This is a genomic window from uncultured Sanguibacteroides sp. (genome assembly GCF_900543425.1).
In the GTDB taxonomy this organism is placed as follows: Bacteria; Bacteroidota; Bacteroidia; order Bacteroidales; family Marinifilaceae; genus Gabonibacter.
Window position 1 is genome coordinate 25337 of sequence record NZ_UQRQ01000024.1, and the last position, 22068, is coordinate 47404.

Below are 22068 nucleotides of genomic sequence, written 5' to 3' on the forward strand. Positions count from 1 at the left end.
TCATGGCACAATATACAGCAAAAGATTTTAAGAGTAATCAGGAAATCCGGTGGTGTCCGGGTTGTGGTGACCACGGGATTATTAATGCCGTACAAAAGGCGATGGCGGAATTGGGATATCCGAAAGAATCATGGGCTGTCATATCCGGTATCGGTTGTTCTTCCCGTTTCCCTTATTATATGAATACGTTCGGTTTCCATACGATTCATGGACGTGCAGCTGCTATTGCTTCAGGAGCAAAAAGCGCTAATCCGAATATCAATATTCTGCAAGTTTCCGGTGACGGTGACGCATTGGCTATCGGAGGTAATCACTTTATTCATTCTATTCGTAGAAATATCGATATTACCACGTTGGTTTTTAATAATGAGATTTACGGGCTGACCAAAGGACAATATTCGCCGACAACCAAACTGGGAACGAAGACGAAGACCTCTCCTTACGGAACGATCGAAACTCCGTTTAGTCCGGGAGAATTGGTTATCGGAGCTCAAGGTAAATTCTTTGCCCGTTCGCTGGATATAAATATCAACCTGACTGCAGAAGTAATTGAAGCCGGAGTTCGGCATAAGGGTACTTCTGTTATCGAGATTTTGCAGAACTGTGTGATTTTTGCCGATGGTGTTCATTCTGCCATTACAGATAAGGAATACAAGGAAGATCGCCAGCTGATATTGAGACATGGAGAACCGATGATTTTTGGTAAAAACCGGGACAAAGGGCTTATGTTGGCCAACACCGGGTTGAAGGTGGTTGAGATTGGAAAAGATGGAATTACGGAAGCAGATATTCTGGTACATGATGCTCATTGTCTGAATCCTTCTATTCATTGGATGCTGGTACATATGAAAGCTCCTGAATATCCTGTCGCCTTAGGTGTTATCCGGGATGTAGAAGGAGAGACCTATAATGATGCATTGGAGGCCCAGATTGAAGAGGTTAAATCAAAATCCAAGATCCGTTCGGTTACCGATTTGTTGAATAGCGGTGATACCTGGGAAGTAAAATAATTGAGATAAAACCATTAAAAAAAGCGCTGCTGATTTTTTCAACAGCGCTTTTTAATTGTAAATTGATTTAGGGTTCAATTTTGATCTTATCACCTTTAAGTGTCAATCTAAAATCCGCAATTGCAAATCTTTTTAATCTCTGAATCTACAATTTGCAATCGTCAATGGGGATAACTCCTTCGGGGGCGGGACGTTCTCGTCGGTCGTGTAAACGGTTTTCGTTCACTGTCTTCCGGGACTCGCTACGCTCAAACAGTCCGTCGTCCGGTCGTTCCGAAACCCGAACCCGACGCTCGCCGTTCACTGTTTATGCCCCTTTGTTTTTATCCCCGCTTCTCCAATCCGCAACCGTCAATCACTTAATCACCGAATCCCTACGTCTCTAATTTTTTTAATTCTTTTCATTTACTATTATTGATTGATTTTCCTTTTTGTCTGGTGATGTTCTAATTTTTCAGCAGAAATTAGTAATTTTGTTGAGGAAACGGATTTCCATGTTAATTAATATAATAATTATGCTGATTCAGATTTTGTTGGGGATTACTCTGCCGTTGAATAATCCGGTGTTGATTTTTTCTGTGATTTTGTTTATTATTTTGCTGGCGCCTATTCTGTTGCATCGGTTAAAAATTCCTGATTTGATCGGTTTGATTCTTGCCGGGGCTTTAATCGGTCCCAACGGACTTCATATTATGGATAGGGATAGCAGTATTATCCTTTTTGGAACGGTGGGGTTACTGTATATCATGTTTATGGCCGGACTGGAGATCGATATGGCTGATTTTAAGAAAAACAGCGTCCGTGGCTTAACTTTTGGTTTATACACTTTTTTAATTCCCATGTTGATGGGTACGGCTGCCGGCGTTTATTTGCTGGATTTTTCTTATCCGACGTCGATTTTGTTGGCGAGTATGTTTGCCTCTCATACGTTAATTACTTACCCGATCGTGAGTAAATACGGTGTGACTAAAAACCGGGCAGTAAACGTGACAATAGGGGCAACTATTGTTACTTGTATTTTGGCGTTGTTGGTATTGGCTATCATCGTCGGGATGTCTAATGGAGTCCTTTCTCATGAATTTTGGATTCGGTTGAGTGTTTCTACGATACTTTTTGCTGCTGTCGTAATTTTTATTTTTCCCATTGTGGGGCGTTGGTTTTTTAAGCGTTATGATGATAAAATCGGACAATATATTTTTATTTTAGGATTGGTTTTTCTTGCTTCGTTCTTGGCGGAGGCTGCCGGATTGGAGGCTATTATCGGGGCGTTCTTAGCCGGATTGGCATTGAATAATCTGATACCTAACACTTCGGCCCTGATGAATCGAATCGAATTTGTGGGGAATGCTTTTTTTATTCCTATTTTCCTGATAGGAGTGGGAATGTTGGTCGATTTTCATGTGTTTGTGGCAGATTGGACGACGATCTGGGTTGCTGCGGTTATGGTTGTAGTGGCAACACTCGCCAAATACGTATCCGCTTGGCTCGCCTATAAAAGTTTTCGTTATACAAAATCGGAATTCACCTTGATGTTCGGATTAACGAATGCACAGGCTGCTGCAACGTTGGCTGCCGTATTGGTGGGATACCAGGTTGTTATAGGGACGGATGTAAACGGGGAGCCGATTCGTTTGTTGAACGAGAGTGTATTGAACGGTACGATTGTGATGATATTGGTAACTTGTATCATTGCTTCTTTTGCTACCCAGAAAGGCGCACGGGAGGTGGCTCTGGCAGACTTGGCAGAAGAAGAAATAGTGGATAGTGATGATACGGAAGATCGTATTTTGATCCCTTTGAGTAATATTGAAAACGTGGAAGAGTTGATCAATCTGGGGGTTACTGTAAAATCAAAAAAGGGAAAAGCATCTTTGACGGCTTTAAGTATTATTCAATCGGATAATGTAGATACCTCGGCTGAAAAACGATCGAATCTATTATTGGAAAAGGCCACGAAAACTGCTGCAGCTACGGATAATTTGTTGACAACCTTATTGCGTTATGATTATGATGTGGCTAACGGTATTAAAAATGCCGTGAAGGAACATAAGATTACGGATATTGTTTTAGGACTTCGCAAAGAGGGACAAATTTCGGATACTTTTTTAGGTAATCTGACGGATAGAGTGCTGAGTAAATGTGCGACAACGACTTTTGTCTATCGTCCTTCTCAACCTTTTTCTACTTTGAAACGTTGTATTGTAGTTATACCTTTTCACGCGGAACGAGAGATCGGTTTCCCCTATTGGCTGGTCAGGATATGGAATATCGGAAAGAATACGGGAAATAAAATGGTGTTTTATGCTTCTTCTTCCGTTCTTTCCGTTTTAAAAGAAACCCATGCGAAGCACCCGATCGATGCTGTTTTCAACGAGTTCGATAATTGGGATGATTTTTTGATTATATCCCGGGATATAAAAGATAACGATGCGTTAGTGATCGTCATGAGCCGGAAAAATTATCCTTCTTATACTAAGAGTATGACACAGGTTCCGACCTATCTTAATAAATATTTTTTTCAGAATAATTGTATTTTGGTCTACCCTATGCAGATTGGAATTGGAGAACAGGAAGTGGGCGTATTCAAGAGTATTCCTCATGCAGAACCTTTCGAGAGCCTGGAAGATATGGGGAAGGTATTGGGAAAACTATTCAAAAAAAATAAATAATCTTGAGAGAGACGTTGTTTAATCCGATTCTTCCTTATTGGGCATCCCTATATTCTTGGGGACTCATTCCGGTGTGGCGTTTGAAATATTTGCCGAAATAGGAGAGATTGGGGAAATTCAGGGAAGAAGCAATCTCCTTTATTTTAGAACGTGTGGATTTTAGTTGAGCTTTGGCATCTATAATAACCATTTCGGCAATAATACTCGATACGGTTTGACCGCAGACCTGGCGGATAGTCGTGCTCAGATGTTGCGGGCTGAGGTTTTGGCTTTCGGCGTAGAAGACCACACCACGTTCTTTTGTATAGTTTTCTTTTAAGAGATGCAGAAATTCTTTGTAAATTTCTTCCGAACGGGATAATATTTTATTTTCTGTGGGATGGAGTTGATGGAGGTATTTCACCGCGTGAAATATGGGTAAGAGAATATAAATGATAATTTCTATACTTGAATCTTCCGGAAATATCAGGTGTGATTGGGTTAGCACCTTGAAATAGTCGCAGAATAGTTGGGAGACCTCCGGTCGTACGGATAATACCGGTCGTTCTTTCATAAGGGGAAAAATTTCTAAAGCCGACTTTTGAATTTTATCGTTTTCGGTTACCGTTGAAGAAAAAGCAATAAAACAAAGCCGTAAATCTTCGGAACAGGAGTGACATTGGATAATACTGCCCGGTGCAATGCAAGCAAAATGATTTGCTTGGATCTTGTAACGTTCCAAATTGATGGATATATCTGCTTCTCCCTTTAGACTTACAACGAAGATACATGCCTTTAACCGACAGGGATAGTGATACATTTTTAAAATGCTACCATTAATTTCCGGACCGACAATATAAGGATTTTGAATATCCGCGTAGGGTAATCCCTGAACAGATTTGCCATCAGGAGTCGGAATCATATCGGTTGTGAAAATAAATTTCTGAAGTAACTCTCCATAAGGTCCGTTTTCATTCATCACTTTTTTCAGTTTGTGTTAATATTTTTCACTCATTGAAAAATATCGCAAAAACTTTGCCGTTTTCTGTTCTATCTTATAAAATGGCTATAAAAACTTATGAAATGACCATAATTATTGATATATAGTAATTTCCATGTTAAAATATTAACATTTGTCTAAAGAAAAGGATAATAAAGCTGATGTAATGGATAGGGTTTTTGCAAGATAAAGGTATATGTTTTGTCTAAATAAAACTAAAAATTTAAATATCAAATATGATGAAATATACTGTATTGTTTTTATTGCTTTGTATTGGAGCAACGGCTTATGGGCAAAAGCTAAAAGGGTATATTTATGATGCGGAGACCGAACAGCCGTTACCGGGTGTAAATATAACCTATGAGACGAAGGATGGTAAGAAAGGCGTTGCTTCTGACGAAAAAGGGTATTACGAGTTGAACATACCGGCAGGTGGTATTCATCTTACCTTCAGTTTTATTGGTTATAAATCGCAATTAGTGCCCTTGGTGCTAAATCCCCGTGAAGTAATGACTAAAAATATCTATCTTCAGCCGGAGACCAAGTTATTGGATGATGCGGTGGTGACGGCCGGGCGTTTTGAACAAAAGATGAGTGATCTGACAGTTTCCATGGATGTATTGAAAAGCGATCAGATACTTAAACAAGATCCGGGAGATATTACAGCTACGTTGAAAACAATACCGGGTGTGGATGTGGTCGATCGTCAGCCTTCTATCCGTGGCGGTAACGGTTGGGTGTATGGCGTAGGGTCGCGTACCATGATACTTGTGGATGGTCAGTCGGCTCTCGATCCGGGATCAGGTCAGATCAATTGGAATACCATTCCTATGGAAGACATCGCCCAAATTGAAGTCTTGAAGGGAGCATCTTCCGTGCTTTACGGATCGTCGGCTCTTAATGGAGTAATAAATATCCGTACCAATCGTCCGGGATTGACTCCTCGTACTCATGTTAGTGCCTATCTCGGTATTTACGGCACTCCGTCCAAAGAGAGTTACAGCTGGCGTGATAAGGGCTTCTATGAAGATCATGACGCTCCCGTAGAACCGTTCCTGAGGAAAAGTGTTTTTTCCGGTATTCGTCAACCGATCTATACCGGTATTGATTTTTCCCATTCCCGGCGAATCGGTAATTTTGATGTCAGCGGAGGTATTAATATGTTTGCCGACGAGGGATACAAGGAAGCCGGTTACAATCGTCGTATTCGGGTAGGAGGTAATATCACTTATCATCAGCCGGGGGAAAATATGATAAGTTATGGAACTAATGTGAATTTTCTTTCCAGTAAATACGGCGATTTCTTTGTATGGCGTTCTCCTTATCAAGCTTATCGTTCTTCACAATTCACAAATATGGGACGAGAGGGAAATCAGTTCAAACTTTCTCCGTTTTATAACTATACCAATACCGAACGTAATTTTTCGCATAAGGTGAATGTTCGTCTGTTTTATAGCGGGGAATCGATTACCAAGCCTTTACCTATGCCTTCTTTACCTGATATCCTGAGTAATATGGGAACGGACGCATCTGCTATTACCGATATTGTTGGAAAAGTTGCCGGTAAGGATTTATCTGAATTGGTTTTGTCGTATTTGGAACCTACTTTTCCCTATCTGATAAAAGGCGATTTGTCGGGAGCATTGAACGATATTTTGGAGAGAAGTTCGGGTACGCTGAATTCCGTATTCCCGAATGCTACGACTGCTGATTATAGTGATCTGATTTCCTGGGGAATAAATGCTCTTCGGGATCCGGAAACGGGAGCTTTGACCAATATTCCCAATGGTAGTAATATCATCCCTTGGTTAAACAATGCCTTAAATCCTAAAAAAGCGAAATCTACCGTAGATAATACCTATAATGCTTATGTGGACTATAAATTCAGTAAAGTCTGGGGAGATCGCCGGTTAACGGCAGGAGCAACTTATGAGCATCTCTATTCGGAATCTTCCGCCAGCGGTAGTCATAATAGCGATAATGCGGCTATGTATGTGCAATACGATGATCGATTTTTCGATCGTCTGAATGTTTCTATCGGCGTACGCGGAGAATACTACCGGGTGGATAACCATGGACGCGAGGCTGAAATAGATGCTTTCGGAACTTCGATTCCCATCAAACCGGTCATTCGTGGTGGAATCAGCTATAAACTGGCCGATTACAGTTTTATTCGTGCCAGTTTTGGACAGGGATACCGTTTCCCTTCCCTGGTGGAAAAGTATGTTCGTAAGGATATCGGTGGAGTGGGGGCCTTCCCCAATCCTGACTTGAAACCGGAGAGCGGATACAACGTGGAACTGGGATTTAAGCAAGGTTATAAATTGGGCAGTCTGCAAGGATTTTTCGATCTTGCGGGTTTCTATACAGAGTATAAGGATATGATTGAATTTCGTATCGGGCTGTTTAACGGGACGGATTTTATTACCGGTAGTAGTGATGTGATTAATATGTTACTTGGTCAGAATATGCCTGGAATCGGAGCACAGTTTTATAATATTCGTAAAGCACGTATTTATGGTGCTGAAGTTTCCACTACCGGGATCTATGTATTTAATCCCAATACCCAGTTGGTATACAATATAGGATATACTTACACCGAGCCGGAAGATGCCGACTATAAAGAGAAGAATGCCGAAGCGGCAGAACATGCCAATGATCCGATGTATATGCGTGAAAAATCCAATGATTCGAAATATTTGAAATATCGTCCGAAGCATTCATTTAAGACTACTATCGATTTTAATTATAAGCGTATCAGTTTGGGTACCAATCTTTCATACAAGAGCAAAACATTGGCAGTCGATTATATCTTTTTAGACGAACGTCCGAAGGAGACGCCTGAAGTCATGGATCATGTTCGGGGCATTTTGCTCGGTACCGAACGAGACGGTTACAATATGGCTCAGTATTGGGCTGATCATAATAACGGTTATTTTTTGATGGATCTGCGTTTCGGTGTAAACGTAACGGATAACGTCAATTTTCAATTTCTTGTGAATAATTTATTGAATAAAGAGTATAGTTATCGTCCGATGGCCGTCGGTGCTCCCAGAACATTTGTGGCTAAGGTCGGGTTGACATTCTAAAGATGTTGCTTTAATAGAGGCAGAGTGTGTGGATGGGCTGAAAAACAAGAGCTGACCGAAAAAACCGGTCAGCTCTTCAAATTGGTGATAAAATTTATTTTTCTAATGCTTTTTTAATTTGACGTTTGGCCAAAGTTAACGGAGCCAAAGAACAGGGTCCGTTGACACATCCTCCGTCGCAAGCCATTACTTCGACAAATTGAGCTTCCGGCTTTTTCGCCATCATCTTTAAACTGGTCTGGTTCTTTTTGTCCAAGCCTTCTATAGACAGGGTGGTATAACCGTTTCCCACGGCATTTACGATGGCATCCCGAACTCCTCCGGCTTGTGCATAGCCCCGGCTGAATTTGGTTACTTCCGGGTTAAGCGGTAATTCTTCACAACTTTCGACGTTGATATCATAAGCTACCATAAAAGCTCCCAACTCTTCGAAACTCATCACGTAATCGACTTCCGGTACGGATTCGGCTTCGTAGCGTTTGGCCAGACACGGTCCGATGAATACCACTTCTGCATCCGGATATTGAGCTTTTACCCGGCGTGCGGCATAAACCATAGGACTGCGAGTATCGGAAACAAAAGGTTTCAGCATCGGGGCATGTTTGTTTACCCATCCCACGTAGGCCGGACAGCAAGAGGTCGTCATGAAAGGCTTACCCTCGTGCATCCGTTCCAAAAATTCTGCCGATTCGTTGTTTGAAGTATCTTCTGCTCCTAACGCAACTTCAACAACCTCATCGAAACCGATTTGTTTGATGGCATTTAGTATTTGTCCCGGACTTGCGTTGAATTGACCGTATATGGCTGGAGCAGGAATGGCAATGATTTTCTTTTTCGGATCAGAAATGCTCTTGTATACATCAATGACCTTGGAACGTTCCATAATTGCTCCGTAAGGACAGGTCTGCATACATTTTCCACAATAGATGCATTTATCCTTATCTATGTGTTCTACTCCGTCCGGGCCTTTGGTGATGGCTTTTACCGGACACACATCCTCGCAGGGAACCGGAGTGAAAACAATAGCGTGATAAGGACAAACTTTAGAACAAAGTCCACAACTCACACAATCTTCCTGGGTAATACTTGCTTTACCTCCTTTGAAAGAGATAGCAGCTTTCGGGCAGTTCATCAGGCAGGGACGTCCTTCACAACCGCGACACATATTGGTCACGAAATATTGTGATTGCATACAAGCACTACATGCCTCATGTACTACCGAGAGAATGTTTTCTTTCGTGTTTTTATTGTCTAACGCTTTTTGGGCGAAATCACTCAATGGAATGAGGTCGATCTCTTCATCCGTAATCTCGAAACCGAGAATGGAGATCACCTTGTGTTTCAGAATATACCGATCTTTATGCACGCAACATTTGATCGGCTTTTTGTTTCTGGGTCTCATTTCCACCGGGATATATTTAACCCCGTCAACTAAATTTTTTTCTTTTAACAGCTTTACGATTCTAATCAGCAACTCACGTTTCGTGAGCATTGCAAAATTATCATACAACATTTCTTACTTCTTCTTTAACTATTTGTATCAAATTAACTTTACTAACACCTGCTATTATTTGTCCGTTTAATTCGATAAACGGTGGTTCTTGCCTTTCCGAGCAACAACCCAGACATGGAGAATAGCTAATGTTTAAATGTTCTTTGATATGTTGAGGAAGAGAATCGATAGCATCTTTTAGCTCAGCTCCTCCCATTACGTAACACATGGTACCCATGCATATTTTCAAATCGATTTTTTTCATAGCCCTTTAGATTATTTAGAGATTAACCACGCTAAATATACATAATCTCCACATCTTTTAAATATTTTGTCTCTAATAAATATTTTATTTTTTTTACTACATTTCTTCTAATTTCCAGTTCAACCGGTAGATTGGGATCCTGATGTGCCGTGTTGATCCTTGTTCCTACCAAAAGGGTGATTTTATCACTATCCAATAAATATTTTACCAGTATTTCGGCCGGACCGTACTCTTTGGGATGTTCATTTTCGTTTGCAGAAAGTATACGTTCAACCTTACTCAGCGTCAAAATTCCTTCGGTTACCAGATCCACTCCTTCCATTCTGGAAATAGGAGGGAGGTTTTTGTCTACGATGTTCATGTCGATTTCCATCTTCGCCCCGAGTTCCCGGGAAACAATGGTGGCTGTCGTCCCTCCGCAAAGGATTTTCTTACCTTGAAATTCACGTACTCTGCTGGCAAGGTACTTGTCATTCTTCTCGTCGTAGGGAGGACCTGTACAAATTAGCAGGTTACGAGGCTTCCTCATGTAAATAACGCAGCAACTCGTATCGTCTTTTAATTTGTAACCGTCGTTCTTTTCGGCTTGAATAACGATCTTGTGAGCCAATTCTTTGGCTGAAATATCATTTTTTTGTTCTACCAATTTAGCAATATACTCTTTTGCCCCGTCTTCCCAGCCGAAAGGCATCCTATTTGTTCCCATGCCCGACTGGCTGACCCCGTCGCTAAAAAATATGATTCGGTCTTCTTTCTCTAAATTGAATTCCGAAATCCAAAGAAAGGTATTGTCCAGATCTTCTCGTTCTACGGGAATCTTTTGTTTGGGGACTTCGATGAATGCCCCCTTCCGGTATAGATAGAAAGAAGGAGATTCATACTCTATGATTTTGGCGTATCCGAAACAATCGATGTCACAGATGCAAAAGGTAGAGTAGCTGATTTTTCGGACCATGTCCCGGGGCAGGGTATTCATAATGGAGGTAGATGTCTTGAGTATACTTTCGTTCATCGCCGTGAAACGCATGGCCATGGTCGCTGTCATGGTCGAAAGGACACATGCCTTGATTCCACTACCCAGTCCGTCCGATAATACGCTGATAACTCTTCCTTCCCCTTTCAATTTTTGAGACATAAAACAATCACCGCAGACCACGTTGCCTGCTTTGTTCTTCTGAAAGAACTCTACCTCTATGAAATTACCGTTGTTTCTCAAGGGATATTGTTTTAAAGGGTTGTCAGATCATCTTGCTTTTTATAGGCTTCCATGACTGTCCGCAACGTGGCATCGGTGAATGCTGCATTTTCTCCTAACAAACAGGCCACTTGCTGTACGGTCTCCATGTGTTTTTTTATGACTTCCTGTGTCTTTTCCAACATCCATTCCTTGCGTACGCCGGGTTCTCTCAAGTCTTGCAACAAACCGAATACCAACCGATGAGGCTGAATATTGTAAATGGATAATATCCAGGTTTTGTCGTCTTCTCGGATTTGTCGTTCTGTGATCTCTTTGCCTGTAGTCAGAACGGCTCTGAAGAGGTCTTCAAAAGAACATATATTTTTTAGGTCTACCCCGTATAAGCCGGGATCCACTTCATAAATGGATGCAATATCTTCTCCCATCAGCGTAGCACAGCTTTGGTTCATATCCATCACTTTCAGGTCTGAGTTGACAAGCAGAACTCCGGCAGGTATTTTTTGTAAAAGTACCGTCGCCTTATCGTGGGCAATTTTTCGCATGTAAGAGACACACATGTTTTCTTCGGCACGTCCTTCCAGCATGGCAATGGCAAAGTCCCGACACGAATCGTAACCGCAACCGCTGCAATTCAGCTCGTCTTCTGGTCCGTTTTTACCTACGACGGCCATAGCCTGCTTAATCTCTTCTTCCGTGTAGTGATTTTCTACTATATGGGGGTCTTTACAGAATAAGATCTGTAAATCAATATCTTTGAAATCTTCTTTCGGGTTACCTAAATCGGCCTTATGTATAATTTCATATCGTTTTAAAGCTGGAGATACGTGGCTCAGCTTAGCCGGTCCGTTGATACAGCCACCTTTACAAGCCAACAATTCCAAGAATATGGAGTCTTCCTTGCGTTGAGAATCCAACTGCTTGAGGACGTCTTTTATCGTGGATAGATCGGAAAAGGCCATGTTATGAACAGGCTTCTTCGGTTTGTGTAATCCTTGTAACATCCCTCCTTCAATCGGATAGTAGGCTCCGAGCCCGGAACGGTAAGGAACAAATTTTTCTTCGGATTGTTCTAATGTTTTATCTTTTAGGTTGATTTCCGCTTTCTCCAACCACTCTTTCAAATCTTTGAAAGTAATGACTACATCTACTAAGTTGTTGAAATAATCGGCTTCAAGTTTCTTGCAGATACAAGGTCCCGCGAACACGATTTTTATATCTTCCCCATATAATTTTTTTAAGATTTTAGCGTGGGCCAACATCGGGGAGACAATAGGAGTTATGTTCCGCACATGTTCGGAAGAGTATTTACGGATGTACTCGACGACCACGGGACAGGCTGAAGAGATGTATACACCGTTTTCGGCCTGTTCCAAAAATTTTTCTGTCCGGTCGGAAACAATTTCAGCTCCCAAGGCGGTTTCCGAAACGGCAGTAAATCCCAAACGTTTAATAGCGGCAATGAGGATGTTGGAGGTTATGCCTTCAAATTCACTCACGTATGACGGGGCTAAGGATAGAATGACCTTGGGATACTTCTCTAATGTCAGTTTCGCCCGGGTAAGTCCGTCCCGTACTTTTTTCGCTCCGGTCGGACATACCTGTGTGCAATGCCCGCAATAAATACAACGATCTTCGATGATAGAAGCTTTATTGTCTTCGATACGGATTGCTTTCACGGGACATTCCCGAATACATTTGTAACAATCCTGACAGTTGTCCGGTTCTGTGTAAATGGGTCTTAGTTGCATGGGAACTCCTCTTGTAAGATTTTATATAAACGGGAGAGATTTACCTCTTCATACACCTTATCATCTATCCTGATAATCGGTCCTTTACTACATAGTTCTTCACAGAGATGACCGCAGAAATCAATTTCTGCCTCCAAATGGTTCTCGCTCAGGTATTTTTTTATGATTCCCAGATTCGTATTGTTTCCCCTGGAAAAGCAAGAACTACCTAAACAAATTCTGATTTGACGCTTTGCCATAATTGTAAAACTTTGATTATCGAATAGATGCCATCCACCATACAAAAGTATAATTCTTTTTGTAATAAAACCAATTATCTTGTAATTTTAATATGATCTCCCTGATTTTGTTTCAGATTGTAAGTTTTTTGTAGAAGACGAAATCCCCGGGTATTCCTAAAAAGGAAAGGTACTGCCCTTTCATGGGACAGTACCTTTTGTATTTTGTTTGTAAATACTTATTCTTTTCCTTTTATCTCTTTTTTAGCGAATCTCCGGGTCAAGTCGAATGAGATCGGAGTTGCGATGAACAGAGAGGAGTAAGTTCCGACAATGATACCGACTAACAAGGCAAATATGAATCCCTTAATTGAAGCACCACCGAAAATGAAGATTGCTAACAATACAACGATGGTGGACAATGACGTACTGAACGTACGACGTAAAGTTGAATTCAACGCATCGTTAACCACGATTTCATCATCCCGTTTCGGGTATAGTCTCCGGTATTCACGGATACGGTCGAATACGACCACCGTATCGTTGATAGAATAACCTACTACCGTTAGGATTGCCGCGATAAATGCCTGGTCTACCTCCAACGAGAAGGGAAGGATTCCGGCAAACAGAGAGAACATACCGATAACGATAATGGTATTGTGAGCCAAGCCGACTACGGCTCCGGCACCATATTGCCATTTAGAGAATCGGATCATGATGTAAAGGAAGATACCGATCAAGGCGAATATAATGGACCAAATGGCGGCTCTTGTCATGTCTTCGGCAACGGCCGGTCCGATTTTCTGAGACATCTGTAAATTAACATCGCGGAAAGTCGGGTAGTCTGTTCCGGCGGGAATGTATTCCTGCAATCCCACGTACAAAAGTGAATCAACTTCCGCATCAACTTCCGCACCGTTCTCGTCGATTTTGTATTTTGTCGTGATCTTTACCTGATTTGCCGTACCGAATGTTTTTACTTCCGGAGCACTTCCGTAAACTTTCTCTAAACTGGAAGCTACATCGTCAACCCGTACGCTTTCGTTAAAACTAACGGTATAAGTTCTACCTCCCACGAAGTCGATACCTTTATCCAATCCTCTGGTAAATAGAGAGATGAAACAGATTAAAATAACAACTCCGGATAATGTATAACTGATCTTCCGTTTACTCAGGAAGGGAAATTTTGTGTCTCTCAACCAATTGGCAGTAGCACTTGTGGCAAAGGTTACGTTATCGCTCTTTGATGCAGCTCTTTCGAGGATCAAACGGGTGATAAAGATAGCCGTGAACAGAGAAGAGAGAATACCGATGATCAATGTAGTAGCAAAACCTTTAATAGGACCTTCTCCGAAATAATAAAGGATAAAACCGGTCAATAAAGTGGTTAAGTTACCGTCGATAATAGCAGAGTAAGCGTTGTTGTAACCCTCTTTTATGGCTAACTTCAATCCCTTACCCGAGCGTAACTCTTCTTGTATGCGTTCGTAAATCAACACGTTGGCATCCACCGCCATACCCATCGTCAATACGATACCGGCGATACCCGGCAAGGTCAACACGGCTCCAATAGAAGCCAGAATACCGAACAAGAAGAAGAGGTTGGCGAATAGAGCGATGTCGGCAGCCAAACCTGCATTCTTGCTGTAGAAGAATAACATATAAGCCAATACCAAAGTGAAAGCAATGATAAATGACCACATACCGGATTGAATGGCTTCCTGTCCCAAAGACGGTCCGACTACTTCATCGGCGATAATACGGGCGGGAGCGGGTAATTTACCGGACTTTAGGATGTTGGCTAAGTCTTCCGCTTCTTTTACGTCGAAACGACCTGAAATTTGAGAGCTACCGCCTTTGATTTCATCGTTTACATTAGGAGAGGATGCTACTAAGCCGTCCAAAACAATGGCAATACAATGTCCTATGTTTTCTTTTGTCAACCTGGCCCAAGTTTTTGTTCCTTCTCCGTTCATGTTCATCGAAACGACAGGAGCTCCTGATTGGTCAAAGTCTTTGCGGGCATCGACGATGGCGTCGCCTTCCAGCGGGGCTTTCCCGTTCCGGGTTGTAATTTTTATAGCGTGTAAGGCAACGGCTCCGTTTACACTTTTCATTTCCCACAGTAGCCGGGAATTACGGGGTAACATGGCTCTTACCTGCGGCATGGCCAAATATTTGTTCACCTTGGAGGTATCTTTTACCAGGGCATAACCTACCGTAGATCCGTTTCCGGGACCTTGTTGGGTAATGTTGGGTTGAAGAACGGCGAACAACGGATTATTTTTGAAGAATTCACTTTCTGACGCGTTGGCAGAAGAATCTTGTCCCTCTTTCAAAGCACTTAAAATAGCTGATTCTTTGTCTTCCTCTTTCGCTTGAGCTGCTTCTGTTCCCTCCGGGGTAGCTTTTGTGCTTTCGGTTAACGCTCCTTGAGCTTCCAATACCTCCCGTAATTTGTTGTTAGCAGCTTCTAAATATTGATAATATTCAGGATTATCATAGGTTTCATAAAATTCAAGAGCAGCTGTTCCTTGTAATAACTCTCTTACCCGTTGCGGGTCTTTGATACCCGGTAACTCGATAACGATTCTTCCGGAGATATCGGCTTTCCGGATATTCGGCTGAGCTACACCGAAACGGTCGATACGGGTACGTAAGATGTTGAAGGTGTTATCTATTGCTCCATCTGCTTCCTTCCTGATGATGTCCAAGACCTCTTTATTCGTTGCTCCGATTTTGATTTTTTCTTTCATTTCGTGCGTACCGAATATGGCTGGAGAAGCCAGTTGAGCCCCCGGGGCAATTTTTTCGAAAGCCTCACCGAAAAGAGTCACGAAATCCTTTGGACTGGATACCCTCATCTTAATAGCCTCGTTGATAGCCTGATTAAACGCGGGGTCTGCACTATGGTTGGCTAAACTTCTTACCACGTCAGCCACATCGACTTCCATGGTCACGTTCATACCGCCTTTTAAGTCCAAACCTAAATTTAACTCCAGCTCTTTACACTCTTTGTAAGTGAATTTGGCTATTCCCAGAAAATTGTAAACAGGTTGATTCGCTATGGAATCCAAATAGACTTTTTCTTTGCCCGGGTCTCCCTGTGCAAATACTCTTGCCGCCTTCTCTACCTGGTTTGTTTTGTAAGTAAAAAACAACTGATAAAGACTCACCAATGCCAAGGCAACAGCGAGTAATGTGATCGCTCCTTTATTCTGCATTTGTTTGATAATTTTATAATTACTTAAGCTCCAATAATTCTTTTAACTGTTATTTAGTGCGCAAAAGTATAACATTTTTTTTAAATATCGGCACACTTAGACAGATACTTTTAATGTTAATACCTTATTTTCATAATCAATGACCGCATTGTATTTCACACAAAAATCACAACCCAATAGTCCGGCCACTCTTCGCTGGAGGTGTTTTTCATATAAGGAGTTCACGTATTGCAGGTCTATTAAGGCCATGTGTGTATCTTCTAAAGTATGATTGCCGATTTGTAATGCGGCAATGTTTACTAATTGAACTTCATTGATTTCTCCGTTCACACCTCCTGAATTTATTTCCGAAACATCTTCTACCGGTTCGTAACTGAAAGGGGTGTATTTGTCTATAACCGAGACGGAAGCACCTGTATCAATAATAAAATCTCCCTCTAAACTGCCGATTTGTAATGTGGCGATGATATGAAAGCTATTCTCTTCCAACTCAACGACCTCTATCGGTACTTTTACTTCATATCTTTTCATTAACGCAAACATAAGCATTTTCGGCGAAATCAGAAAAATCAAGATGTTAATTTCAAAAAGAAATAGTTATGAAGATAAAAGAGAATAAATTATTTTCTCGAATTTATGAAATAGTAGTAATTAGAACGGTTGTAAAAAGATTGCTACGAAGATCATATCGTGATTATTACAATCTATAGTAAGGTGATTCATTTTTGTGGATTTAATTCTTTTTGCGAAAATGACATCAATCGCGTGAAGTCGTAAGTGATAATTGAGTCGGGTCTTAAAAACTTCCGGACACTAAAATAAAAGATGTGTCCGGAAGTCGGATATGGAATTGTTGGATTTTATTTAGTTGGTGACGAATTCCCAAGTTTGCATGGTGTCTTCCTCCATGAACAGGATAAAACCTGTTCCCTCTTTGGTAAATCCTATTCCCTTGCTGACAGGATGAGGGAATGGAGCAACCTTTACCCAAGTTTCGGTTTTGGGGTCTAAGCCCCAGCAGTCGGATAACGGTTTGTATTCGGTAGGAGTATCGGTTTTTGCCCCTCCCGCGATATAGGGATAGTCCGTGCCGTTTTGCCGGATGACGAAAGAGGCGGCATTCATGCACATCGGGCCTTCTTCCGTGGCAACCGTCGTGAAAATGCCTTTCCAGGTTTTGGTTTCCGGAATGAATTTAGTTACATGACGGATGTAACCGTTCTCTGTTTTTCCGAGGCCGACGTATGCCGTTCCGTTGGCCACGAATGCGGTGGCTCCATAACGTCTTTCGTCGATATCGGCAATACGTTTCCAGCCCGTTTGGGGATCGAATTCGTAAAAATCTCCCAAGATTTTCCGCTCTGCCGACAGTCCGCTCCCCACGTACCCCTTCCCGTTCAGGCTAAAGGCAACTGCCTGTTGACGGGGAACTCCCGGAAAATCATAGGGCAACCGTGTCCAGGTCTTTTCCTGACTGTCGTATACCCAAAAATCCGTAAAATATCCTGCTGAAGGATCGTCTGTCGAGTAAAAAGTATAGCCTAAACCCACGTAGGCTTTATGCCCGATGGTAAAGGCAACTGCTCCTCCTCTTCCTTTACCGGGAAAAGGCGGGAGGTGTTTGTTGGGATTCCAGCCTGACTTAAGATCGAAATTTACAAATTGATTGAAGTGTTGTGGCCAAAGGGCATTATAATGTCCTAATCCCAGGCAAACCTCCTCGTTTACGGTGAAAATAACAGGTTCGTTCCTTGCTTCTATCGGGACTATTTTTCCTTTTTCCCAATTCCCTTGGGGGAACGGACAGTTTTATCTCTTCTTTATCGCACGCGATAAAAAAGAGAAAGAAAAAGCAGAGGATGATGTTTTGTTTCATGTTGATATGTTTTGTTGTATTTGTTTGGAATGGTATGTGTGCAAATTTAATCAAAATATCAACATTTAAACACTATATTGGAAAATAATAAATTTATATTGGATGTATGGGAAGATAAAAATAGAATTTATATAAATAAAAACCGTTCCGGAATTCCGGAACGGTTCTAACAGAATGATCGTGAAGTACTTATTGTTAGTTAAAGATTTTCATGTTGTCCAAAACATCCATTACGGATCTCACGGCTTTAGCCGATTGTTCCAACAAAGCTTTTTCTTCTTTGTGCAAGGAAACTTCGATAATTTTTTCAATACCGTTTTTACCTAAGATGACCGGAACACCCAAATAGATGTTTTTCATGCCGTATTCACCGTTCAGCATGGCACAAACAGGGAATACTCTTCTTTGGTTGCGGATAATGGCTTCGACCATTTGAGCTGCAGCGGCACCCGGGGCATACCAGGCGGAAGTTCCCATCAGTTTTACCAGTTCGCCACCGCCTACTTTGGTTCTTTCGATGATGGCATCCAGTTTCTCTTTTTCAATCAATTCGGTAACAGGAATACCGCCAACGGTCGTATACCGGGGAAGCGGAACCATCGTGTCGCCGTGACCGCCCATCAATAAAGCTTGAATATCTTTCGGAGAAACATTCAGTGCCTCTGCCAAGAAAGCTCTGTAACGAGCCGTATCTAAGATACCGGCCATACCGAATACCCTGGAAGAGTCGATCCTGGCGGTCAGGTAAGCGCAATAGCACATCACGTCCAACGGATTGGAAACGATGATGATAATGGCTTTCGGTGAGTGCTTGATGATATTTTCGGTTACTGATTTTACGATACCGGCGTTGGTTGAAATTAAATCATCGCGGCTCATACCCGGTTTGCGGGGAAGGCCGGAAGTGATCACCACTACATCCGAGTTGTTGGTTGCTTCGTAATCGTTGGTAACTCCCTTGATGCGGGTGTCATAAAGATTAATCGGAGCGGTTTGCCACATATCCAAAGATTTTCCTTCTGAAACACCTTCTTTGATGTCCAAAAGAATCACTTCGCCGACGATGTCTTTTTCGGCGATGCAATTGGCGCAAGTAGCACCAACATTTCCTGCTCCTACAACTGTAACTTTCATTTTTGCAATTTTTTATTGTTATACTATAATGTTTTATTTAGTGTCGGCTTAAAATTCCGACCCAAATGTAGACCTTATTTTTCACTTCAACAATCTTTATACCGAAAAATTACAGAATTTTTTCTGTAATAATAAAGATATCATGTTCGGATGCACTATTATCTAATCCGGATAAGGATTTTGAAAAAAATATAGAGATGAATACAGCAAGATTTATTGGATTCATTTGTCTATTTTAAGATTTATTTTTTCCTTTTCAAGAGATTAAAAGAGCTTGGTTGATATTCCGGAAATATTGTCATGGGGTTTGTTTCAGTTGAATTGTTGCCAGAGGCGGGTGGCAACGGCTTGCATGCGTCCGAGGATGCCGGTGGAATGGAAACGGATATTGGGTAAATTTTTCTGGAATGAATGATACCAGACCGCTAATACAACGCCTTTCAGTACGCTGGAAAGAGAAATGCTCCACCAGATTCCGTTTAGCCCCAAAGCGGGCAAGGTGATAAGATAGTAAGCCATGGGAATCCGGGCTCCCGTGAGGAGAATACCCACGATAGCCGGAGGAGTAGTGCGGCCGCATCCGTTGAATGCTCCGGCCGTGACGGTCTCGATGGCGGAGAATATTTGAGAAACGGCTAAAATCTTCAGGTAGTCGCTTCCGGCATCTAAGGTGGCGGGATCGTTGATAAATATGCTGAAAATGCCTCTGCTGCCGAATAAAAAAGCGGCTCCGGCTAAGAAAGCGATACTGACGGCTAATTTAAGGGTATAATGATAACCTTGCTTAATCCGGATATAGTCACGGGCCCCGTAGTTTTGTCCGACAAAAGCGGCGAGGGCCGTAGAGAATCCGGCAGCAGTCATCCAGGTGACAGCCTCAATCTGGGCTCCTACGCTTTGTACGGCAACCCCGATATGTCCCCATTGGGCGGCCACGGTAGCCAGCGTGAGTGAAAACATGGCGAATAATCCGCTTTGCATACAGACCGGTAATCCTAATAGGGCGATTCGTTTGGTAAAACGGATTCTTAATCGGGTAATAAAATAGAGTTTTCCGATGGAAGATTCCTTTAAGTAGAGGTTCCTGATAAAGATAGAGAAGACAACGAACTGGGAAAATACGGTAGCGATAGCAGCTCCGGCAGTTCCCATGCCCGGAAAGGGACCGTACCCGTAGATCAATAGGGGATCGAGTACGATATTGCATAGTAGACCCGTTGCTACAATTTTCAAAGGTGTTTTACTGTTGCCTTGTCCGTTGTATAGTCCGCTATAGGTGTTATTATTAAAGGTGAAGAAAATACCGGGGACGATGATGCGCATATAGGTGACCGACAGGGAGGAGATGTTGGACTCCAAGTGGAATACACCCACCAGCAGATCGGCAGCAAACCAGATAAAGCAGGCGTAGAGTAAAGCGATAATGGACGATAATTGAGCGGCTTGGTTGGCATAAATTCTGGCCCGGGTTCTTTGCTTTGCTCCCAAAGATTGGGCGATGGTGACTTCGGCACCGATCTTACTGATAAAAGAGAGTGCGTTGCAAAGCCAAGTAAAGAATCCGGCAACCCCGACGGCGGCGACACTCTCACTACCCAGATGTCCCAACCAGATCATATCGGTCATGCTGTAAGCCATCTGTACGAATGAGGCGGTAATCAAAGGAATGGCCATGCTCCATATGCCTTTGCTGATACTTCCCCGAGTAAGATCGTTTGTCTGAGCCATAGTCGTTTTTTAGAGTTGCAAAAGTATAAACCTTTTGCTAAAAGTCTAACTCTTTTTTATACTTTTGTCCGTGAGTTTACAAATTTATTGACGGATGAAAAATGTTGTGGTAATAGCGGGAGGCAATTCCTCCGAGTACGTGGTCTCGATAAAGTCGGGAAGTTATGTATATGAAATGATCGATGAAACCCGATATAATAAATATTTGATGTTGTTGAAAGGGCGGGATTGGCATGTGGTGATCGGGGAGAAGAATTATCCCGTGGATAAGAATGATTTCTCTTTCACGAAGGACGGAGAAAAAGTAACTTTTGATTTTGCTTATATAACGATACACGGAAATCCCGGTGAAAACGGAATGTTGCAAGGGTATTTGGATATGATGGGGGTTCCTTACGGGGGATGCGATACGCTTTGCTCCGCGTTGACTTTTGACAAGCATACCTGTAACACCTATTTGAAAAGTTTTGGGGTAAACGTGGCTAATTCGGTATTGTTGACCCAGAAAATAGAGTATGAGGTAGAAGAGATTATTGAGGAAGTCGGTCTTCCCTGTTTTGTAAAACCCAATGCCGACGGTTCCAGTTTCGGTATATCGAAAGTAAAAGAGGCCGGAGAGATGAAAGCTGCTTTAAAAAAGGCTTTTGAGCATTGCCATGAGGTGTTGATCGAAAGTTTTATCGACGGGACGGAGTTGACCTGTGGTGTGGTGAAGAGCGGAGATATGGAGTTGGTGATGCCTATTGCGGAGGTTATTTCTAAAAAAGAATTTTTCGATTTTGAGGCGAAATATGATCCCAATATGGCCGATGAAATCATTCCTGCACCGATACCCGATGATCTGGCGGATCGGGTAAAGAGATTGTCTTCCGCTATTTACGATATTTTGCGTTGTCGGGGGATTATCCGGGTGGACTATATTGTTCGGGATAACCAGATTTTTATGTTGGAGGTGAATACGACTCCGGGAATGACTTCCAATAGCTTCGTTCCCAAGATGGTTCGTGCCATGGGCGGTTCCATACGGGATATATTTACCCGATTAATTGACGATAATATTTAACGACAGATTAATGGCAGGAAAACTGCAATTGATTTTTATGCTCAATTCTGATCTTGCTATCTTTAAATCTAAAATCGTCAATCTAAAATTACAAATGGGATAACTCCTCCGGGGCGGGGACGTTCCCGTCGGTCGTGTAGTCGGTTTTCATTCACGGTCCTCCGGGACTCGCTACGCTCGAACAATCCGTCGTCCTATCGTTCCGAAAGCCGGACACGATGCTCGCCCTTCACTGTTTATGCCCCTTCGTTTTTATCCCCGCTTTTCCAATCCGCAATCGGCAACCACCCAATCGCTTAATCTTTGAATCTAAAATCGTTAATCTAAAATTACAAATGGGATAACTCCTCCGGGGCGGGGACGTTCCCGTCGGTC

At 42.3% G+C, this 22068-nt stretch carries 16 protein-coding genes; 4 read left to right on the forward strand and 12 right to left on the reverse strand.

The features are described 5' to 3' along the window. The first annotated feature begins 2 nt into the window (after positions 1-2). Positions 3-1010 carry a 2-oxoacid:ferredoxin oxidoreductase subunit beta gene (locus QZR76_RS11750; protein ID WP_294143015.1) on the forward strand — a complete coding sequence of 336 codons (1008 nt, stop codon included), beginning with the start codon at positions 3-5 and terminating at the stop codon, positions 1008-1010. Positions 1011-1155: 145 nt separating this feature from the next. Here QZR76_RS11750 and QZR76_RS11755 read toward each other — a convergent pair whose 3' ends face one another. Next, the gene (locus QZR76_RS11755) at positions 1156-1314 is read right to left on the reverse strand and encodes a hypothetical protein (protein WP_294143016.1); all 159 of its coding nucleotides are present in this window, start codon (positions 1312-1314) and stop codon (positions 1156-1158) included. A gap of 211 nt (positions 1315-1525) precedes the next feature. Between QZR76_RS11755 and QZR76_RS11760 the strand changes: the two genes are divergently transcribed. Beyond that, positions 1526-3679 (forward strand): cation:proton antiporter, encoded by a 2154-nt coding sequence (locus QZR76_RS11760; protein ID WP_294143017.1) that lies wholly within the window; start codon positions 1526-1528, stop codon positions 3677-3679. Between the two features lie 34 nt (positions 3680-3713). Here QZR76_RS11760 and QZR76_RS11765 read toward each other — a convergent pair whose 3' ends face one another. Further along, positions 3714-4637 carry an AraC family transcriptional regulator gene (locus QZR76_RS11765; protein WP_294143018.1) on the reverse strand — a complete coding sequence of 308 codons (924 nt, stop codon included), beginning with the start codon at positions 4635-4637 and terminating at the stop codon, positions 3714-3716. A 257-nt stretch (positions 4638-4894) separates the two neighbouring features. Here QZR76_RS11765 and QZR76_RS11770 point away from each other — a divergent pair, with 257 nt between their 5' ends. Further along, a complete protein-coding gene (locus QZR76_RS11770) occupies positions 4895-7747 on the forward strand; it encodes a TonB-dependent receptor (protein ID WP_294143019.1) in 2853 nt (950 codons plus the stop codon). 94 nt (positions 7748-7841) lie between these two features. Here QZR76_RS11770 and QZR76_RS11775 read toward each other — a convergent pair whose 3' ends face one another. From QZR76_RS11775 to QZR76_RS11820, 10 genes are all read right to left on the reverse strand, one after another. Next, complete coding sequence (locus QZR76_RS11775; protein ID WP_294143020.1) at positions 7842-9260, reverse strand: monomeric [FeFe] hydrogenase; 1419 nt, start codon at positions 9258-9260, stop codon at positions 7842-7844. Beyond that, complete coding sequence (locus tag QZR76_RS11780) at positions 9250-9504, reverse strand: NAD(P)H-dependent oxidoreductase subunit E (protein WP_294143021.1); 255 nt, start codon at positions 9502-9504, stop codon at positions 9250-9252. The genes QZR76_RS11775 and QZR76_RS11780 overlap by 11 nt, the downstream gene beginning before the upstream one ends. A 31-nt stretch (positions 9505-9535) precedes the next feature. Then, positions 9536-10720 carry a SpoIIE family protein phosphatase gene (locus tag QZR76_RS11785; protein ID WP_294143022.1) on the reverse strand — a complete coding sequence of 395 codons (1185 nt, stop codon included), beginning with the start codon at positions 10718-10720 and terminating at the stop codon, positions 9536-9538. Between the two features lie 11 nt (positions 10721-10731). Next, on the reverse strand, positions 10732-12450 hold the full coding sequence (locus tag QZR76_RS11790; protein WP_294143023.1) for a [Fe-Fe] hydrogenase large subunit C-terminal domain-containing protein: 1719 nt from the start codon (positions 12448-12450) through the stop codon (positions 10732-10734). Beyond that, positions 12441-12689 (reverse strand): NAD(P)H-dependent oxidoreductase subunit E, encoded by a 249-nt coding sequence (locus tag QZR76_RS11795; RefSeq protein WP_041504220.1) that lies wholly within the window; start codon positions 12687-12689, stop codon positions 12441-12443. Before QZR76_RS11795 ends, QZR76_RS11790 begins: the two co-directional genes overlap by 10 nt. 218 nt (positions 12690-12907) lie before the next feature. Continuing rightward, positions 12908-15892 (reverse strand): protein translocase subunit SecDF, encoded by a 2985-nt coding sequence (gene secDF / locus QZR76_RS11800; protein WP_294143024.1) that lies wholly within the window; start codon positions 15890-15892, stop codon positions 12908-12910. A 96-nt stretch (positions 15893-15988) separates the two neighbouring features. Beyond that, positions 15989-16423 carry a retropepsin-like aspartic protease gene (locus QZR76_RS11805; protein WP_294143025.1) on the reverse strand — a complete coding sequence of 145 codons (435 nt, stop codon included), beginning with the start codon at positions 16421-16423 and terminating at the stop codon, positions 15989-15991. A 333-nt stretch (positions 16424-16756) separates the two neighbouring features. Then, positions 16757-17443: a kelch repeat-containing protein gene (locus QZR76_RS11810; protein WP_294143026.1), complete on the reverse strand. Its 687-nt coding sequence runs from the start codon at positions 17441-17443 to the stop codon at positions 16757-16759. Between the two features lie 520 nt (positions 17444-17963). After that, positions 17964-18902 (reverse strand): malate dehydrogenase, encoded by a 939-nt coding sequence (gene mdh / locus QZR76_RS11815; protein ID WP_294143027.1) that lies wholly within the window; start codon positions 18900-18902, stop codon positions 17964-17966. 312 nt (positions 18903-19214) lie between these two features. Continuing rightward, positions 19215-20630, reverse strand: coding sequence for an MATE family efflux transporter (locus QZR76_RS11820; protein WP_294143028.1), 1416 nt, complete (start codon positions 20628-20630; stop codon positions 19215-19217). 94 nt (positions 20631-20724) lie between these two features. Here QZR76_RS11820 and QZR76_RS11825 point away from each other — a divergent pair, with 94 nt between their 5' ends. Continuing rightward, entirely contained in the window at positions 20725-21693 is a 969-nt protein-coding gene (locus QZR76_RS11825; RefSeq protein WP_294143029.1) for a D-alanine--D-alanine ligase, read from the forward strand. Positions 21694-22068: the final 375 nt, after the last annotated feature.

Coding starts and splice junctions, on each gene's coding strand:
- QZR76_RS11780 (WP_294143021.1), bottom strand. CDS start 9,504: ATGAAAAAAATCGATTTGAAAATATGCATGGGTACCATGTGTTACGTA.
- QZR76_RS11765 (WP_294143018.1), bottom strand. CDS start 4,637: ATGAATGAAAACGGACCTTATGGAGAGTTACTTCAGAAATTTATTTTC.
- QZR76_RS11775 (WP_294143020.1), bottom strand. CDS start 9,260: ATGTTGTATGATAATTTTGCAATGCTCACGAAACGTGAGTTGCTGATT.
- QZR76_RS11760 (WP_294143017.1), top strand. CDS start 1,526: ATGCTGATTCAGATTTTGTTGGGGATTACTCTGCCGTTGAATAATCCG.
- QZR76_RS11820 (WP_294143028.1), bottom strand. CDS start 20,630: ATGGCTCAGACAAACGATCTTACTCGGGGAAGTATCAGCAAAGGCATA.
- secDF (WP_294143024.1), bottom strand. CDS start 15,892: ATGCAGAATAAAGGAGCGATCACATTACTCGCTGTTGCCTTGGCATTG.
- QZR76_RS11825 (WP_294143029.1), top strand. CDS start 20,725: ATGAAAAATGTTGTGGTAATAGCGGGAGGCAATTCCTCCGAGTACGTG.
- QZR76_RS11750 (WP_294143015.1), top strand. CDS start 3: ATGGCACAATATACAGCAAAAGATTTTAAGAGTAATCAGGAAATCCGG.
- QZR76_RS11790 (WP_294143023.1), bottom strand. CDS start 12,450: ATGCAACTAAGACCCATTTACACAGAACCGGACAACTGTCAGGATTGT.
- QZR76_RS11770 (WP_294143019.1), top strand. CDS start 4,895: ATGATGAAATATACTGTATTGTTTTTATTGCTTTGTATTGGAGCAACG.
- mdh (WP_294143027.1), bottom strand. CDS start 18,902: ATGAAAGTTACAGTTGTAGGAGCAGGAAATGTTGGTGCTACTTGCGCC.
- QZR76_RS11805 (WP_294143025.1), bottom strand. CDS start 16,423: ATGAAAAGATATGAAGTAAAAGTACCGATAGAGGTCGTTGAGTTGGAA.
- QZR76_RS11795 (WP_041504220.1), bottom strand. CDS start 12,689: ATGGCAAAGCGTCAAATCAGAATTTGTTTAGGTAGTTCTTGCTTTTCC.